The organism is Shewanella atlantica (assembly GCF_003966265.1).
Lineage (GTDB): Bacteria > Pseudomonadota > Gammaproteobacteria > Enterobacterales > Shewanellaceae > Shewanella > Shewanella atlantica.
Window position 1 is genome coordinate 1,079,685 of the sequence record NZ_RXNV01000001.1, and the last position, 13,466, is coordinate 1,093,150.

Annotated in this window: 13 protein-coding genes; 7 read left to right on the top strand and 6 right to left on the bottom strand. The window is 45.0% G+C overall.

The features are described 5' to 3' along the window. The first annotated feature begins 440 nt into the window (after nucleotides 1-440). The gene (metK, locus tag EKG39_RS04685; protein WP_126504562.1) at nucleotides 441-1,592 is read left to right on the top strand and encodes a methionine adenosyltransferase; all 1,152 of its coding nucleotides are present in this window, start codon (nucleotides 441-443) and stop codon (nucleotides 1,590-1,592) included. A gap of 302 nt (nucleotides 1,593-1,894) precedes the next feature. Continuing rightward, entirely contained in the window at nucleotides 1,895-2,923 is a 1,029-nt protein-coding gene (locus EKG39_RS04690) for a glucosaminidase domain-containing protein (RefSeq protein ID WP_126504563.1), read from the top strand. 62 nt (nucleotides 2,924-2,985) lie between these two features. Here the strand turns inward: EKG39_RS04690 and EKG39_RS04695 are convergent, their stop codons facing one another. Both EKG39_RS04695 and EKG39_RS04700 read right to left on the bottom strand, forming a co-directional pair. Beyond that, complete coding sequence (locus tag EKG39_RS04695) at nucleotides 2,986-3,372, bottom strand: hypothetical protein (RefSeq protein ID WP_126504564.1); 387 nt, start codon at nucleotides 3,370-3,372, stop codon at nucleotides 2,986-2,988. 13 nt (nucleotides 3,373-3,385) lie between these two features. After that, nucleotides 3,386-3,943 (bottom strand): GNAT family N-acetyltransferase, encoded by a 558-nt coding sequence (locus EKG39_RS04700; RefSeq protein WP_126504565.1) that lies wholly within the window; start codon nucleotides 3,941-3,943, stop codon nucleotides 3,386-3,388. Nucleotides 3,944-4,165: 222 nt separating this feature from the next. On the opposite strand from EKG39_RS04700, the gene EKG39_RS04705 reads away from it, so the two are divergent. Beyond that, nucleotides 4,166-5,176 (top strand): GGDEF domain-containing protein, encoded by a 1,011-nt coding sequence (locus EKG39_RS04705; RefSeq protein WP_126504566.1) that lies wholly within the window; start codon nucleotides 4,166-4,168, stop codon nucleotides 5,174-5,176. A 231-nt stretch (nucleotides 5,177-5,407) separates the two neighbouring features. Further along, complete coding sequence (locus tag EKG39_RS04710) at nucleotides 5,408-6,352, top strand: GGDEF domain-containing protein (protein ID WP_126504567.1); 945 nt, start codon at nucleotides 5,408-5,410, stop codon at nucleotides 6,350-6,352. A 17-nt stretch (nucleotides 6,353-6,369) separates the two neighbouring features. On the opposite strand, the gene EKG39_RS04715 is transcribed toward EKG39_RS04710, so the two are convergent. After that, nucleotides 6,370-6,585 carry a hypothetical protein gene (locus EKG39_RS04715; RefSeq protein ID WP_126504568.1) on the bottom strand — a complete coding sequence of 72 codons (216 nt, stop codon included), beginning with the start codon at nucleotides 6,583-6,585 and terminating at the stop codon, nucleotides 6,370-6,372. A gap of 89 nt (nucleotides 6,586-6,674) precedes the next feature. Here EKG39_RS04715 and EKG39_RS04720 point away from each other — a divergent pair, with 89 nt between their 5' ends. After that, nucleotides 6,675-7,088 (top strand): META domain-containing protein, encoded by a 414-nt coding sequence (locus EKG39_RS04720; protein ID WP_126504569.1) that lies wholly within the window; start codon nucleotides 6,675-6,677, stop codon nucleotides 7,086-7,088. 128 nt (nucleotides 7,089-7,216) lie between these two features. Here the strand turns inward: EKG39_RS04720 and EKG39_RS04725 are convergent, their stop codons facing one another. Continuing rightward, nucleotides 7,217-8,542: a dicarboxylate/amino acid:cation symporter gene (locus EKG39_RS04725; protein ID WP_126504570.1), complete on the bottom strand. Its 1,326-nt coding sequence runs from the start codon at nucleotides 8,540-8,542 to the stop codon at nucleotides 7,217-7,219. A gap of 314 nt (nucleotides 8,543-8,856) precedes the next feature. After that, nucleotides 8,857-9,195: a DUF4234 domain-containing protein gene (locus EKG39_RS04730; RefSeq protein ID WP_126504571.1), complete on the bottom strand. Its 339-nt coding sequence runs from the start codon at nucleotides 9,193-9,195 to the stop codon at nucleotides 8,857-8,859. A gap of 153 nt (nucleotides 9,196-9,348) precedes the next feature. Between EKG39_RS04730 and EKG39_RS04735 the strand changes: the two genes are divergently transcribed. Beyond that, a complete protein-coding gene (locus EKG39_RS04735; RefSeq protein ID WP_126504572.1) occupies nucleotides 9,349-9,792 on the top strand; it encodes a GNAT family N-acetyltransferase in 444 nt (147 codons plus the stop codon). Nucleotides 9,793-10,019: 227 nt separating this feature from the next. After that, a complete protein-coding gene (locus tag EKG39_RS04740; RefSeq protein ID WP_126504573.1) occupies nucleotides 10,020-11,555 on the top strand; it encodes an EAL domain-containing protein in 1,536 nt (511 codons plus the stop codon). Nucleotides 11,556-12,058: 503 nt separating this feature from the next. Here the strand turns inward: EKG39_RS04740 and EKG39_RS04745 are convergent. Further along, nucleotides 12,059-13,426, bottom strand: a complete 1,368-nt coding sequence (locus EKG39_RS04745) for an L-serine ammonia-lyase (RefSeq protein WP_126504574.1) — start codon at nucleotides 13,424-13,426, stop codon at nucleotides 12,059-12,061. Between the last annotated feature and the right edge of the window lie 40 nt (nucleotides 13,427-13,466).

The following is a 13,466-nucleotide window of genomic DNA, read 5'->3' on the forward strand; positions in this document are numbered from 1 at the left end:
CAATTGTGGAGGCATATTTTCCCCTACTAGGCAGTGGGACGCAATTAAAATTCGCTCATATCGAAAATATTCACCGCTTTACCCCCTCGCGGAGGGAAATCATCTTTCAACTTAACGCAACAACAACAATCAGTTACCAGAGCCACACCGCTTTAAAGATAAAAATTAATCAATGTCTGATATCCAAAAAATTGAATATAAAATGAGAAACCAACTTATTTATGAGCATTAGAGCAGATAAAAAATTAACAATGGCAGAAATAACAAGATGATATGATAACAATTACCTATATTTTCCTGAGCTTACGATAGGAATACTGAGTCTTACTCCACAAAAATCAGCGAAAAGGGTGTCATCCAATCTGTTTTCAACTAGAATAGCCGTCTAGATGTAGATACTTCTACACACTTCATATTGTTTAACGACGAGATTTACCACCATGGCAAAGCACTTGTTTACCTCTGAGTCGGTCTCAGAAGGTCATCCTGATAAAATCGCCGATCAGATTTCTGATGCGGTACTAGACGCAATCCTAGAGCAAGATCCAAAGGCTCGTGTTGCGTGTGAGACATACGTAAAGACCGGCATGGTCATGGTTGGTGGTGAAGTCACTACTTCAGCCTGGGTTGATATCGAAGAGATCACCCGTAAGACGGTTCGTGAAATTGGCTACACTCATTCAGACATGGGCTTCGATGCAGATTCATGTGCTGTTTTAAATGCCATTGGTAAGCAATCGCCTGACATCAACCAAGGTGTTGACCGCGCGGATCCTAAGGCACAAGGTGCCGGTGACCAAGGTCTTATGTTTGGTTATGCCAACAACGAAACCGATGTACTGATGCCAGCGCCTATCACCTATTCTCATGCATTGGTTAAACGCCAGTCTGAAGTGCGTAAAGCAAAAATACTTCCTTGGTTGCGCCCCGATGCAAAGAGCCAGGTAACTTTTGCATACGAAGACAACAAGATTGTTGGTATCGACGCTATCGTACTATCTACTCAGCATTGTGACAGCGTAAGCCAACCGGATCTGATTGAAGGCGTGATGGAAACGATCATCAAGCCTGTACTTCCGGCTCAATGGTTGAACAAAGATACTAAGTACTTTATCAACCCAACCGGTCGTTTCGTTATCGGTGGCCCTATGGGTGACTGTGGTCTTACGGGTCGTAAGATTATCGTTGATACCTACGGCGGCATGGCTCGTCACGGTGGCGGCGCATTCTCTGGTAAAGATCCTTCTAAAGTTGACCGTAGTGCGGCGTACGCTGCCCGTTATGTAGCGAAGAACATAGTTGCAGCCGGCCTTGCCGAACGTTGTGAACTACAGGTTTCTTACGCTATCGGCGTAGCTGAACCGACTTCAATCAGTATCGAAACATTCGGTACCGGCAAAGTGTCTGAAGAGGTATTGATCGCTCTCGTTCGTCAGCACTTCGACCTGCGCCCTTATGGCCTGACTGAGATGTTAGATCTGGCTCGTCCTATCTACCAATCAACGGCAGCATATGGTCACTTCGGTCGCAACGAATTCCCGTGGGAACGTACCGATAAAGCAGAAGCCCTTAGAGCCGACGCTAAGCTCTAATCTGCATTAAGCTATAATCAGCGTTGAGCTATAATCAGCGTTGAGCTAATAGTTAAGAAACCGCCTTCTGGCGGTTTTTTTATATCTGAATTTTATTAGATTAATTCTGTCGGCCCATATGACTTCAATTAAGTTCCTATTCAGCTGACGGCCACTATACTTCGCCCGCATTTTCAAACTTATATCCGGTGTAAAGCCCGCGCTACTTGCTTGAACCTCGATTGTATTGGTATCACCTATTCTATAGAGTGAATTGATATAACAAAATATCAACAAGATTCAGTAATAGAAAAGGATAAGCCATGAATCTAAATAGCGGAAAATTAATCCTGGCCCTGCTGCTGACTGGCATCTTTATCTACTGGGGACAATCCTGGCAGCCCGAATTCCCAGAGTCCGGTGATGTCGGTTCAAATAAAGTCGCCCCAGCCACCGCTACGGCTTCAGGCAAGGCGACAAGCTTAAGTTCGGCAGAAAAGATACTCATCACCCTCTCCCCAAATCGCCCAACTCAAGCGGCCAAAGATGTGCGGCTAGGTTCATTGGACGATCTTATGGCCCTGTTCGACTCGCTTGATTACAACACTCAAAGCTGGATAGAGGGCAATCGTGAAGTACCACGTCTGACCTTCGAACGGGTCAGCGACAGCTGGCATAAGACCTCTAATGAGATCCCGGTTCAACAGAAGAAGATGGTATTCTTTCGTCTGATGGCCCCCCTGATATTGGTTGCCAACGAGAATATTCTTTTAGAGCGTCAGGTAATCGAAACGGCCGCACTAAGCGACAAGAAATTGTTAGCGATAGCCACCAAATACAGACTAATCACTGACCAAAACACGCACATCGACGAGAGCCAACGCCTTGCACTACTAGAACGAGTCGATATTATGCCGCCTTCTCTGGTACTGGCCCAAGCCGCGGAAGAGAGTGGCTGGGCAACCTCAAGGTTCACCTTAGAGGGGAATGCCTTCTTTGGCCAGTGGGACTTCAGTGGCAAGGGGATGGTGCCAAAACAGCAACGTAAAGAGCTGGGGAACTATGGACTCGCACGGTTCGATAGCCCACTGGCATCGGTTGAAGGATATATGCTTAACCTCAATACCAATAATGCCTATCAGAAGCTGCGCCTGCTTCGCGCAGAGCTCAGATTGAACGAGCAAGCTATAACAGGACAGTTACTCGCAGGAACCCTGGATAAGTATTCAGAGCGAGGCCAGGCTTATATCGACGGCATAAGAGAGATGATCCGCTATAACCAGCTGGAACAGGTGGATCAGGCCTACCTCAGTAGTGCAACCCCTCTCCATTTGATTGGTAAAAACCAGTGAGCAGCAGGGCTGCTATCCACTTGACTATGATGCTCTGCGAACTCCGGCGGTTCAGAGAAACCTCAGCAGTGATCGAAATGGGCATTTTCCATACACATAAACGATACTTGTTGCATCGTCAGCACTGGAATATCAAGCTCACGTAATGATGCCATATCAATAATACCCTCCTCACCTTCGTTGAGGGGAGTCAGACTTGCAGCATAGTTATTGGTTCGACCACAATCGATCCATACTCCCTGCCATTTTACACAGTAGAATGCCTCGGGGCCGTGTTCCGTCGTACGCTGCGCTTCATAGGCAACAGGCCTCAGCTCAGAAGAGCCTTGGGAAGAATGATCCGCTGATACTTCGGCGCTTAACACGGATACCGCTAACTTAAGGTTATCAAATGCAGATAGAGTGACACCAACATAGGGGGCGAGTAGACGATCCAGTTGCTCGAGCATGATAAACTCCAATTTATTTCGCTGCTAAAGCAAGCAGGTAATAGTCTCTGTCATCGAAGGTAAAGAAATCCAACACTTGCATCGATGCCTTATTGGTATGAGCCGAAAATGATGCCAAGTTATCTTCCGCAATAAAAGTCAGCATAAACTGATATTTGGGCTGAACCTGTAACTTAAGGTAGTTAACTAAGGCCTCGAAAATCCCCTGACCCCGGCAAGATTTTTTAATCCAGATGGGTCCATATTGACACGAGTTAACTTTAGTTATTTTAGAACCATTGACACTGAAGTCACCCAGCCTTCTCAGAACATTTCGGTAGACAGGCCAAGACTCGAAAAACGGCCAACCACCTGCGATAACATAACCGACAATTTCCCCCTTTTCGCCATGTTCCTCTTCGGCAACGACGATCCAATGCTCTGCAATAAGCTGTTCAAGCTCGGCTAAACCAAACGCTTGCCCATCTAATCCATATGATTGCTCTGAGCCACTCAGCTCATCGTTAAGATAGGTTTGTTCAAGTTGTTGAAGCTGATTGAGGTCGCCAGGATGAGCTAATCTGATATTCATCACTCTACTCTAAATCTGATAATTAACATTCTATTATGAGACCGATTATACCAGCCCTTCCCCGCATTCATAATGCTTTAAATATCCTCTGTTTCTGTAGCTGGGAGCTGTTTATCTTTCTAGCTTGAACTTTGCTCAATCTCAATGGCCCTAATAGTTTGCATAAATCCGATATGGCTACCACACTTAAGAAAATATCCACAGACCTTGGGCACGGTTCCCATGCTTCCTGAAAATGTCGATACAAATATCAGTTTACTTGAGAGTGATAATACCCAACTCAATTTAGTTCGCTGGATGCACCAATGTGAATTGATGAAACGCTATTATCAAGCCGATGTCGTATTTGTTATCCAGGAAACCGGCATCGGTTTCGAAGTTATCGTCAGTTCCATCAGTCAGAACCGATTATTAACGACAGGCACTCTCTTCGAACCCGATGATCAAATATTCCAGCGCTTAGTGCACTCACAGCCAGAAGGGTTGAATATCGACCTGAGCAACCAGAAGAAATTAATTCTACCGGATGTTTTTGCCAACGCAGACAATATGCTGACCCGCCCAATTTTATGGCCCGACGGGACTCACTTCGGCTGTATCTGCGTACTTAACGCCAGAATATCTTCTAATGAAACAAACTCCTTTATGCTTGAGCCTTTCCAAATATTATTGCAGCAAGAGCTCACCCTATATTGCCAGACTCAGCGTATCGAGTCGCTGTCGATGAGAGACAGAGAAACAGGCATGCTGAACCGATATGGCTTTATCATGATGGCCCCGCGGCAACTCAGTCTCGGTCGGCGTTTTGGCGCATCCGCAGGTATTATATTTTTCGAGCTGTACCCAACGCTCCCACTGGAGCATATAGAGGATAAACATAACCGTTTATTAGGCTCCATAATCCAAGACACGATACGAACCGCAGACATTGCAGCACACTATAGTGAAACACAATTTGTTGTTCTGGTATTTGTAGATTCGGAGCGTGACCTGATCCACATAGGTAAACGTGTAGAGAAACTGCTTTTTCAACAAAATGATAAGCTCAAGGTAGATTCAAGCTGTAATTATTTCACCCCCGACTCATCAGTAAAACTTGCACCTATGTTGGAAGAGTCGAAACAAGGGCTCAAATCAGAGCTCAATAAACTTGAGGCAGTCCAAGCTAAAGTCAGAGGCTCACAAGAGGTGCATGCCGATAGTAGCGAGGAAAATGATCGGATTAGCCACTAAAAGAACCGTACAAAACATGCACGAATATCAATTTTCAATGCAACTCATCCGATGAGCATTTGAAAGCGGGCCTTTTTCAAATAAACAACAAATTTACATTTAGATAACCAGCAAGTTTAAGTATGCTAACATCAGGTTTCGTTTACAACTAAAGTTTGACTGATGAATAATTAGAATCAGTAACCGGGTTATAAACGAGTCAGCATGAAAACACCATAAGTGAGAAAACCTATGTTAGCCCAAAGCACACATCATCTACTTTGGCTAAGGGAGCAAGATCATCCGGCTATTAGCCTGCCAAGGTGGCAACAACAAGTAGAGTTATTAGGTAATTTTTATCAATCACAGGCTTGTCTGATCCTTCAAGTGGTCAACGGCAGCGTTCAAGTTGTCTGCGCGCGTCAGAGTCAGAATCTCCACCTAAACGGAGGCACAGGCTTTGAAGATGCAGGCTTGTTAGCTATGATAGATGACTATGATGGCTACAATTTGACTAAGTCGTCAGGGACTAACTTTACTTCTGAGCTTTCTCAATTTAATCAGGTGTTGTCCCGACCTATATTTTGGCCAGATGGTGAGCTATTCGGCTGTATCTTGATCTGTGACCCGGTGCAGGCTAAATACCGTGAACGATTAACCCCTCTCGTCGAAACTGCAACCTCATTGATCCAAGCTGAATTAAAGCATGTCTTTCTTATGCAACAGGTAAAAATGCTCTCGGTACAAGATGAGCAAACCTGTATGCTCAACCCCTACGGTTTCAGCTTAATGGCTCCGAGGCAACTCAGCCTCAGCCGACGTTTTGGCTCCCATGCCGGGATCATTTTAATTGAAGAGATGATGAGCGAGTCGCTCGAATCTTCCAAGGAAGACGCGGGACAGAGAATCCGCATGTTGGCCAGAATTATTCACGATAACCTTAGGGATGCCGATGTCTCCGCAAGAGTAGGTCACCGGCAATTTATCATCCTCTGTTTCATCGATAATGAATCTAATCTCGACGCCCTTGTTTCCAGGTTGAAAAAGCAGATATCTAAAGAGGACCCAAATTTAAGACTTGTCACGGGACAAAGCTATTTCACGCCAGATACTCAAATCAGCCTGGATCCGATGCAGAAAAAGGCTAAAGAGAACTTAAACATAAACAAACTTGAGCATCAGAAAACGGCTCGATAACTCTATACTGGTTAGGTCTATGCCGGCTCGTCTCGTTTCTTATCCTGCTCCCTTGCCCATTGTATAAAAATGACAATGGGGAAGGGGGACATCATCACCAGACCTAAACCGATTAAACTCGATACCAGTACCATCCCGCTTATCACTAATGCCATGTCTGTATATAGATAGGCTAACATTCCCGTAATAAACATGAATAATCCCAGCCAATGCATCACCTTTAAGGTTTTCATTGCTCTTTTTACTCCAAAAAAAGACTTATCGCTTTTTATATTGCACTAATATTGTCACAATATGGTGAATATTAATTTGGATCTCAGTAATGTCTATAAAATCATATGCGATTGCCGCAGCCTTGCTCGGTTTAACCGCCTGCCAAAGTACCATTGAAACTCAGCCACAAGATATTGCTCTTCAGGGAAGCTGGCATATCGAGGTTGTTACACAAAAACCTGTTATCGATTACAGTCCGGCTCAACTGACTTTTGCTCCAGACGGCAAATTGACCGGCAATAACAGCTGCAATAACTTCTTCGGCCAATACTCGATTGATGGTAACAAGATAACACTGACTCCTGCCGGCAGTACAATGAAAGCCTGCGTCGATGCGTTAATGGACCAAGAGCGCAGGGTGATGGCAGCCATGCCTGAAGTGACCACCGGCGAGCTTACCAAGGGGAAGTTACTGCTTAAAGATACAGCAGGAAACACCCAGTTAGTTTTAAGTAAGATATAGGGCTGCCCCCTATTTAAGAACATTAAAAAAACCGCCATTCGGCGGTTTTTTATTATCTCACGATTTCAGTAAGAGGCTCACTTTTCTATCAGCTTTTCCCTCAGCCAGACACGAACAGCTCCTTCGAGCTAACCTTTCATCGCGGCTTCACTGTTTTGCACCGATAGCTGCTCTGCTATCAATGCACTTTGTTCCATATCCGCATTGTAGTGAGCCACATTAAGCTCACCTTCCGATTTGGCTATTACAGTCGTTGCCACTAAATCACCCGATACGTTTACAACTGTGCGTGCCATATCCAGGATCCTATCGATACCCGCGATTAACGCGACCCCTTCAAGGGGTAAGCCAACGGTGGTCAGCACCAGAGTCAACATCACCAGACCCGCACCCGGCACACCGGCAGTACCAATAGAGGCCAGCGTAGCGGTTAGAATTATGGTGATATAGTCCACCCAAGTCAGGTCGATACCGAAGGCCTGCGCGACAAACAGGGCGGTGACCCCCTGATAGAGCGCAGTTCCATCCATGTTGATGGTCGTCCCCAGTGGCAGAACGAAACTGGAGATCTTCTTGTTAACTCCTAAAGACTCACTGGCGCATTTCATGCTGGCAGGCAGGCTGCCAGCAGAACTTGATGTGGTATATGCCACAGCCAATGCGTTACTGATCCCCTTAAAAAACTGCACAGGATTGAGCTTAGCAAATACGCTCAGCACCACACTGTAGAAACCCACCACATGTATGAAGCAACCGATATAGACGGCAATAATGACTTTTATCAATGGCAGCAGCATCTCAATACCATATTCACCCGCCACCCATGCCATCAAGCCAAACACCCCATAAGGCGCTAACTTCATGATCATATCGGTCAACTTGTACATGGCTTCGGCTAGACTTTCAAACACCTTAATCGCTGGCTTTCCATGCTCGCCGATTAACACCAAGGCGATACCTAAAGCGACCGCAAACACTATCACTTGTAAAATTTGTCCACTCGCTAAAGCCGCAATAGGGTTAGTCGGTACGATATTGATTAGGGTCTCCATCACAGAGGGCACTTCTTTGGCCGCAGTAAGATTTGACTCTGCCTGCATTCCCAAGCCTGAACCTGGTTGCATAAAGTGACCGACCGCTAGCCCTAAGGTGATCGCTATCGAGGTTGTACCGAGATAAAAAACAAATGATTTAAAACCGATCCTCCCCATCTTAGCGGTATCTTGCATTGAGGTGACGCCCACAATAAGAGAGCAAAATACCAAGGGAACAATCAACATCTTAATGGTATTAACAAAGAGGGTACCAATGGGTTTTAGTACGACCGCTTGCTCACCTAAACCGAGCCCCGTGGCAATACCTAAAAGCATACCAATAAGAATTTGCAGCCAGAGAGGCACAGACATCCAGCGTGACCAGGCACGGCCAAAGAACGAGGGTTTTTGTTCAGACATTTTTTCAACCTTGAGTGTAGAAAGCGATAGTGTTTTGGATGTGTCAATTTGAAGAGATGAGCCATTAAATCCGCTCGATAGCGAAGTTTACAAGGCACTAATGGATCAAACTAAAACGAGGCGAGAGTTTACCATAGCTGGTAATATTCTAGAGTGATCAATATCAAGCAGAGAAGGCTTGCAACTCCGACCAGGCAAGGAAAGTAGAGCGTCTGTTCATCACAAAACTCACAGTGCAACAAACCTGAAACAGCAGAAGACAGAAATGACAATAAGTATAAAACAAAATTCTAAATATTAAGCTGGGTCATGCATCATGCATCGAAAGAACCTTTACTCTCCTCTTTATCAAATTTCATTTTATGCAGTGCGGCCGGCGGCTGCTCTCTCTCAATTAAATAACTCCAATATGCATCATCGAAACCGCGAAACAGTTGTTCGGTTTTGCCTTCAGATTTTAAAATTAACCACCACCAAACCAAGCCCCACAAACCAAAAGTGAGTATAGTCAGCGCAAAATGAACCACTTTATTCCTCTCATAACTTGGGGAACGGGTTGCATAGCTGCAATTAACCACTCGTTCATGGCTGTTATTTATCGATTTACCTGACAGATTACGATGTACACGATATTTATGATGAGTCGCGGCCATAATCGCCTCCTGTTTTACTCTCTACTAAAAAGTTTAGCAGAGTTAGACTTTAGTCGAATAAAAAAGATCAAACGTCCCCGTTGAAGTGAACGGCATAAAATTCAACAGGCGGTTACGGATCATGCTAGAGTATTCGAAAAAATGGAGTCGATAATGAAAATAAGAAAAGGCCAACAGTCTGACCTTAGCGCTTTAATTCAGTTTAACCAGGCCATGGCCATGGAAACAGAAGAGCTTGCTTTGGATGATAATTTATTAAAAAAGGGTGTAAATACCTTACTTAGCCAACCCGAAAAAGGTTTCTACCTGGTCGCTGAAATAGGCAATGAAATCGTCGGTTCACTCATGGTCACATTCGAATGGAGTGATTGGAGGGCTAAGGACTACTACTGGATCCAGAGCGTCTACATTCGTCCTGAAAATCGTCGTCAGGGGATCTATGGAAAACTCTATCAAGCGGTAAAAGATATTGCAGAAGAAAATGGTGGAGCCGCAAGTTTCAGACTCTATGTCGAACAGGAAAACAGTAAGGCCCAACAGACATATCAAGCTCTGGGAATGGAACAAAGTTACTATCGGATGTACGAAGAGAAATAAAAGCTAACAGCTCCCAGGCGTTGTTACCTGGGAGCTACAATCTATTTCACCTCCCTTCCTGGCAACATTCCGCCCCCTGGCACCCCACACAATCAACAACCAAGAAACAAAAGGTAAACACAATAAAAACATGGGCTTAGATAATGATTAGCGGAAGTTAATAACCACTAACATACTTTATAAATATCGGCTATCATGCCCCCCACAATTACTTGTCAGAATACGATATGCGGCACTTGAAGCGACTAAAAGAACAGACTCTATCTCTGCTACAGGTAAAAAAATATCAGTGGCTGATTTCTGTATTATTATTTGTTGCCCCGTTTGTCACTCTTCTCCCGACAGAGCCAGCCTTCGTTAATTACAGCGTTAATTCACACGTTAACGACATGTTAGACAGCATCTTTCTTAAAATCGATACGATAAGCACTACGAGTATGCAAGACAAAAGGCTGATGAAAAAACTCAATTTCGACTGCGGAACCGACGATCTGGCAATGTTGAGCAGCCGGGAGTTCAATCCACTCTATGTCAGAGTGATTCAACTTGAGCTAAGCAACGGTGAAAAATGTTCAAATTTTGGGCCTTCCGTGATTCTAAATATGAGCCCTGCTATCTTTGTCGCCAAATATAATATCACCCTGGCCTCAACGATAAGCCCCCTGTCACAGAGAAGAGAAACCATTTTAATTCAACCCTATGGAAAGCATAGGCTACTCACAGTGATCAACAGCAGGATTCTTAATAACTACCTGGATTCTGAGTGCGCCGATTGTTATCAACTCGAATACTCAATCGCAGGTCTTCCTACAATGCTCCGCGGCGAAAAAGAGCTACAGCAGAATAGTCATCATTACTCAGCAGGAATTCACTACCCAAACAAAAACTACAACATCACCTTGCACGCGGGTGACAGACTCTATCAAGAGCAGAAAGAGGAGATCGATGCCTACCTCTATATCGCAAGTTTCATCATAGCCATCTTGTTTAATATTATTTTTTGGAGCTGGTGCTCTTCAAGAGCCTCCCTCAGAGGCATGATCATTTCAGCACTGAGTAATAATGAATTTATCCCTTACTACCAGCCAATTATTAACAGTAAGACAGGCAAGGTGATCGGTCAGGAAGTACTCATCAGGTGGCGTCTGAAAGACATGAGCCTGATACCTCCCGGGCAATTTATTCCTTACGCTGAGGAGAATAATCTGATTATAGCCATTACCGATAACCTTTTAGAAAAGGTCTACCAGGATCTGACTGAGTTAACTGGCTGGGTCAGTGTCAATATCGTTGCTGAGCATCTGGAGCAAGGCTTGCTCTCTTCCTGGCTCAAGGGTCGCAACAATGAACTGATTAAACGTCTGAGTTTCGAGCTCACAGAGCGGGAACAGATTAAACAGTTCAAACAAGCCGAATCAGAGATCTTGTTAGTCTCTCACTATTGTAATGGGGTGAAGCTCGATGATTTTGGTACCGGATATGGGGGCTTTAGTTACTTGCAGAGGTTAGGAGTAAAGAGCATAAAGATAGACAAGATGTTTATCGATACGATTGGTACCGACGATCTGAAATGCAGTGTGCTCGACGCGATAATAGCCTTCGGCCATAAAGCAAATATGGAGATGATTGCCGAAGGGGTAGAAACTAAAAACCAGGTAGACTATCTCGCAGAAAAAGGTGTCTATCTCATTCAGGGTTTCTATTACGCCCAACCGATGGCGAAATCAGAGCTGTTCGACTTCTATCGGAAGAATAACCAATAATACCAGTTGCATTAAATAATTAACCAATTTAGAGCCCATCAGGGTTTTCAATTCAAGGCGCATTGATGAGGAAATGCTGCTCTTGGTTGTAGAACTCGGCCTTTTAAGTCAATGCAAAGCAGAAGTGGGAAGCCTGAGGGGCTCACATAGTACGACTGATGTTTAAAGCAAGGGGCAAAGCCCTTTATGCTTCACAGGATGCTTTCGAGATACGACTGCATGCTCTATTTTGTTCCATACAAAATAAGACATTTCCTGCATCCATGGAGGTCAGATGCAGAAGGTAGAGCAACGCAGGAGCTTGTTGCCGAGAATAACTATTAGCTTCAATCATCCTATAGCCACATGGCTGTGGTATATGTCTATATTGCAGGAGCAAATATAGCCCTTGCCTACAGAGCTTTGAATTCTCGCTGAATGGTCAGGTACTTAATGCAATTGGTATAATAAAGGCCATCAAAGATGGCCTTTATCTACAATACTTCCCTAAACTGACAGGAATATCAGGCGCAGATGCTGGTTACCTTTATCGCTAAACCACCCTGACTGGTTTCACGATACTTAACATGCATATCTTTTCCCGTCTCATACATGGTTTCGATCACCTTATCAAGGCTCACCGTTGGCTCACTGTTACGGCGCATAGCCATGCGGGATGAGTTGATAGCTTTAACGGATGCTATCGCATTACGCTCGATACAAGGTACCTGCACCTGGCCAGCAACCGGGTCACAAGTTAAGCCCAGATTGTGCTCCATACCGATTTCTGCTGCGATACATACCTGAGAAGGGTTCGCGCCCATGATCTCAGCCAAACCTGCTGCAGCCATCGAACAAGCCACACCAACTTCCCCCTGACAACCCACTTCGGCACCGGAAATCGAAGCGTTACGCTTGTAGAGCGAACCGATTGCAGAAGCAGCAAGGTAGAAACGCGTATACTCTTGCTTACCCATAGGCTGAATAAACTTATCGTAATACGCCATCACAGCAGGAATGATACCCGCAGCGCCATTAGTTGGAGAGGTAACAACACGGCCGCCGGCAGCATTTTCTTCGCTGACCGCCAGAGCAAACATATTAACCCAGTCGATGATAACCATAGGATCGGAAGAGAGACGCTCACCCGTAACTAACTGGCGGAAAAGTGCAGGCGCTCGGCGCGGAACCCTTAGAGGACCGGCAAGTACACCTTCAGTCTGACAACCTCTTTCGATACCTGCTTTCATGGTATCCCAAACGGCACCAAAGCCTTCGTAGATAGCCGCTTCGCTTTGGAAAACTTTTTCATTTTCCATCATCAGCGCACTAATACTGATCCCTTCACGCTTACAGGTCTCAAGCAGGTCAGACGCATAGGCAAATGGGTAGGGAACGATCACTTCATTAGCCGCAGTCAGGCCGAAATGCTCTTCATCGACAATAAAACCGCCACCTGTCGAATAGTAAGTTTTACTAAATGCACAGGTGTCGCCAATCCAAGCGTGAAGTGACATACCATTTTCATGCAATGGAAGTGCATGTTCGTGGAATGTCACTGACCCACTTGGAAACGCGACATTTAGAGCTTCTTCGCCTAAAGGTAAAGTTGAAGTCAGCTCAATCTGACGAATATATTCCGCAATAGACTCGATATCGACACTCTCGGGAAGGTTACCGCCCAAGCCGACTAAGATAGCGGTATCTGTATGGTGTCCCTTGCCGGTTAAGGAGAGCGAACCATAGATATCAACACTCACGCGAGTGATCTGTTTCAGCTCACCACGTTGACGCAACTCATCGACAAACTCTTTGGCGGCCTTCATCGGCCCGACAGTGTGTGAACTCGATGGACCCACACCTATCTTAAAAATATCAAATGCGCTAAACATAATAAACAACCTCTAAAAAAGCAGGAAAGGGCCAGGACTA

Bases quoted from the DNA above. Each gene is read 5' to 3' on its own strand.
- metK (WP_126504562.1), top strand. From the start codon at position 441: ATGGCAAAGCACTTGTTTACCTCTGAGTCGGTCTCAGAAGGTCATCCT.
- EKG39_RS04690 (WP_126504563.1), top strand. From the start codon at position 1,895: ATGAATCTAAATAGCGGAAAATTAATCCTGGCCCTGCTGCTGACTGGC.
- EKG39_RS04695 (WP_126504564.1), bottom strand. From the start codon at position 3,372: ATGCTCGAGCAACTGGATCGTCTACTCGCCCCCTATGTTGGTGTCACT.
- EKG39_RS04700 (WP_126504565.1), bottom strand. From the start codon at position 3,943: ATGAATATCAGATTAGCTCATCCTGGCGACCTCAATCAGCTTCAACAA.
- EKG39_RS04705 (WP_126504566.1), top strand. From the start codon at position 4,166: ATGCTTCCTGAAAATGTCGATACAAATATCAGTTTACTTGAGAGTGAT.
- EKG39_RS04710 (WP_126504567.1), top strand. From the start codon at position 5,408: ATGTTAGCCCAAAGCACACATCATCTACTTTGGCTAAGGGAGCAAGAT.
- EKG39_RS04715 (WP_126504568.1), bottom strand. From the start codon at position 6,585: ATGAAAACCTTAAAGGTGATGCATTGGCTGGGATTATTCATGTTTATT.
- EKG39_RS04720 (WP_126504569.1), top strand. From the start codon at position 6,675: ATGTCTATAAAATCATATGCGATTGCCGCAGCCTTGCTCGGTTTAACC.
- EKG39_RS04725 (WP_126504570.1), bottom strand. From the start codon at position 8,542: ATGTCTGAACAAAAACCCTCGTTCTTTGGCCGTGCCTGGTCACGCTGG.
- EKG39_RS04730 (WP_126504571.1), bottom strand. From the start codon at position 9,195: ATGGCCGCGACTCATCATAAATATCGTGTACATCGTAATCTGTCAGGT.
- EKG39_RS04735 (WP_126504572.1), top strand. From the start codon at position 9,349: ATGAAAATAAGAAAAGGCCAACAGTCTGACCTTAGCGCTTTAATTCAG.
- EKG39_RS04740 (WP_126504573.1), top strand. From the start codon at position 10,020: ATGCGGCACTTGAAGCGACTAAAAGAACAGACTCTATCTCTGCTACAG.
- EKG39_RS04745 (WP_126504574.1), bottom strand. From the start codon at position 13,426: ATGTTTAGCGCATTTGATATTTTTAAGATAGGTGTGGGTCCATCGAGT.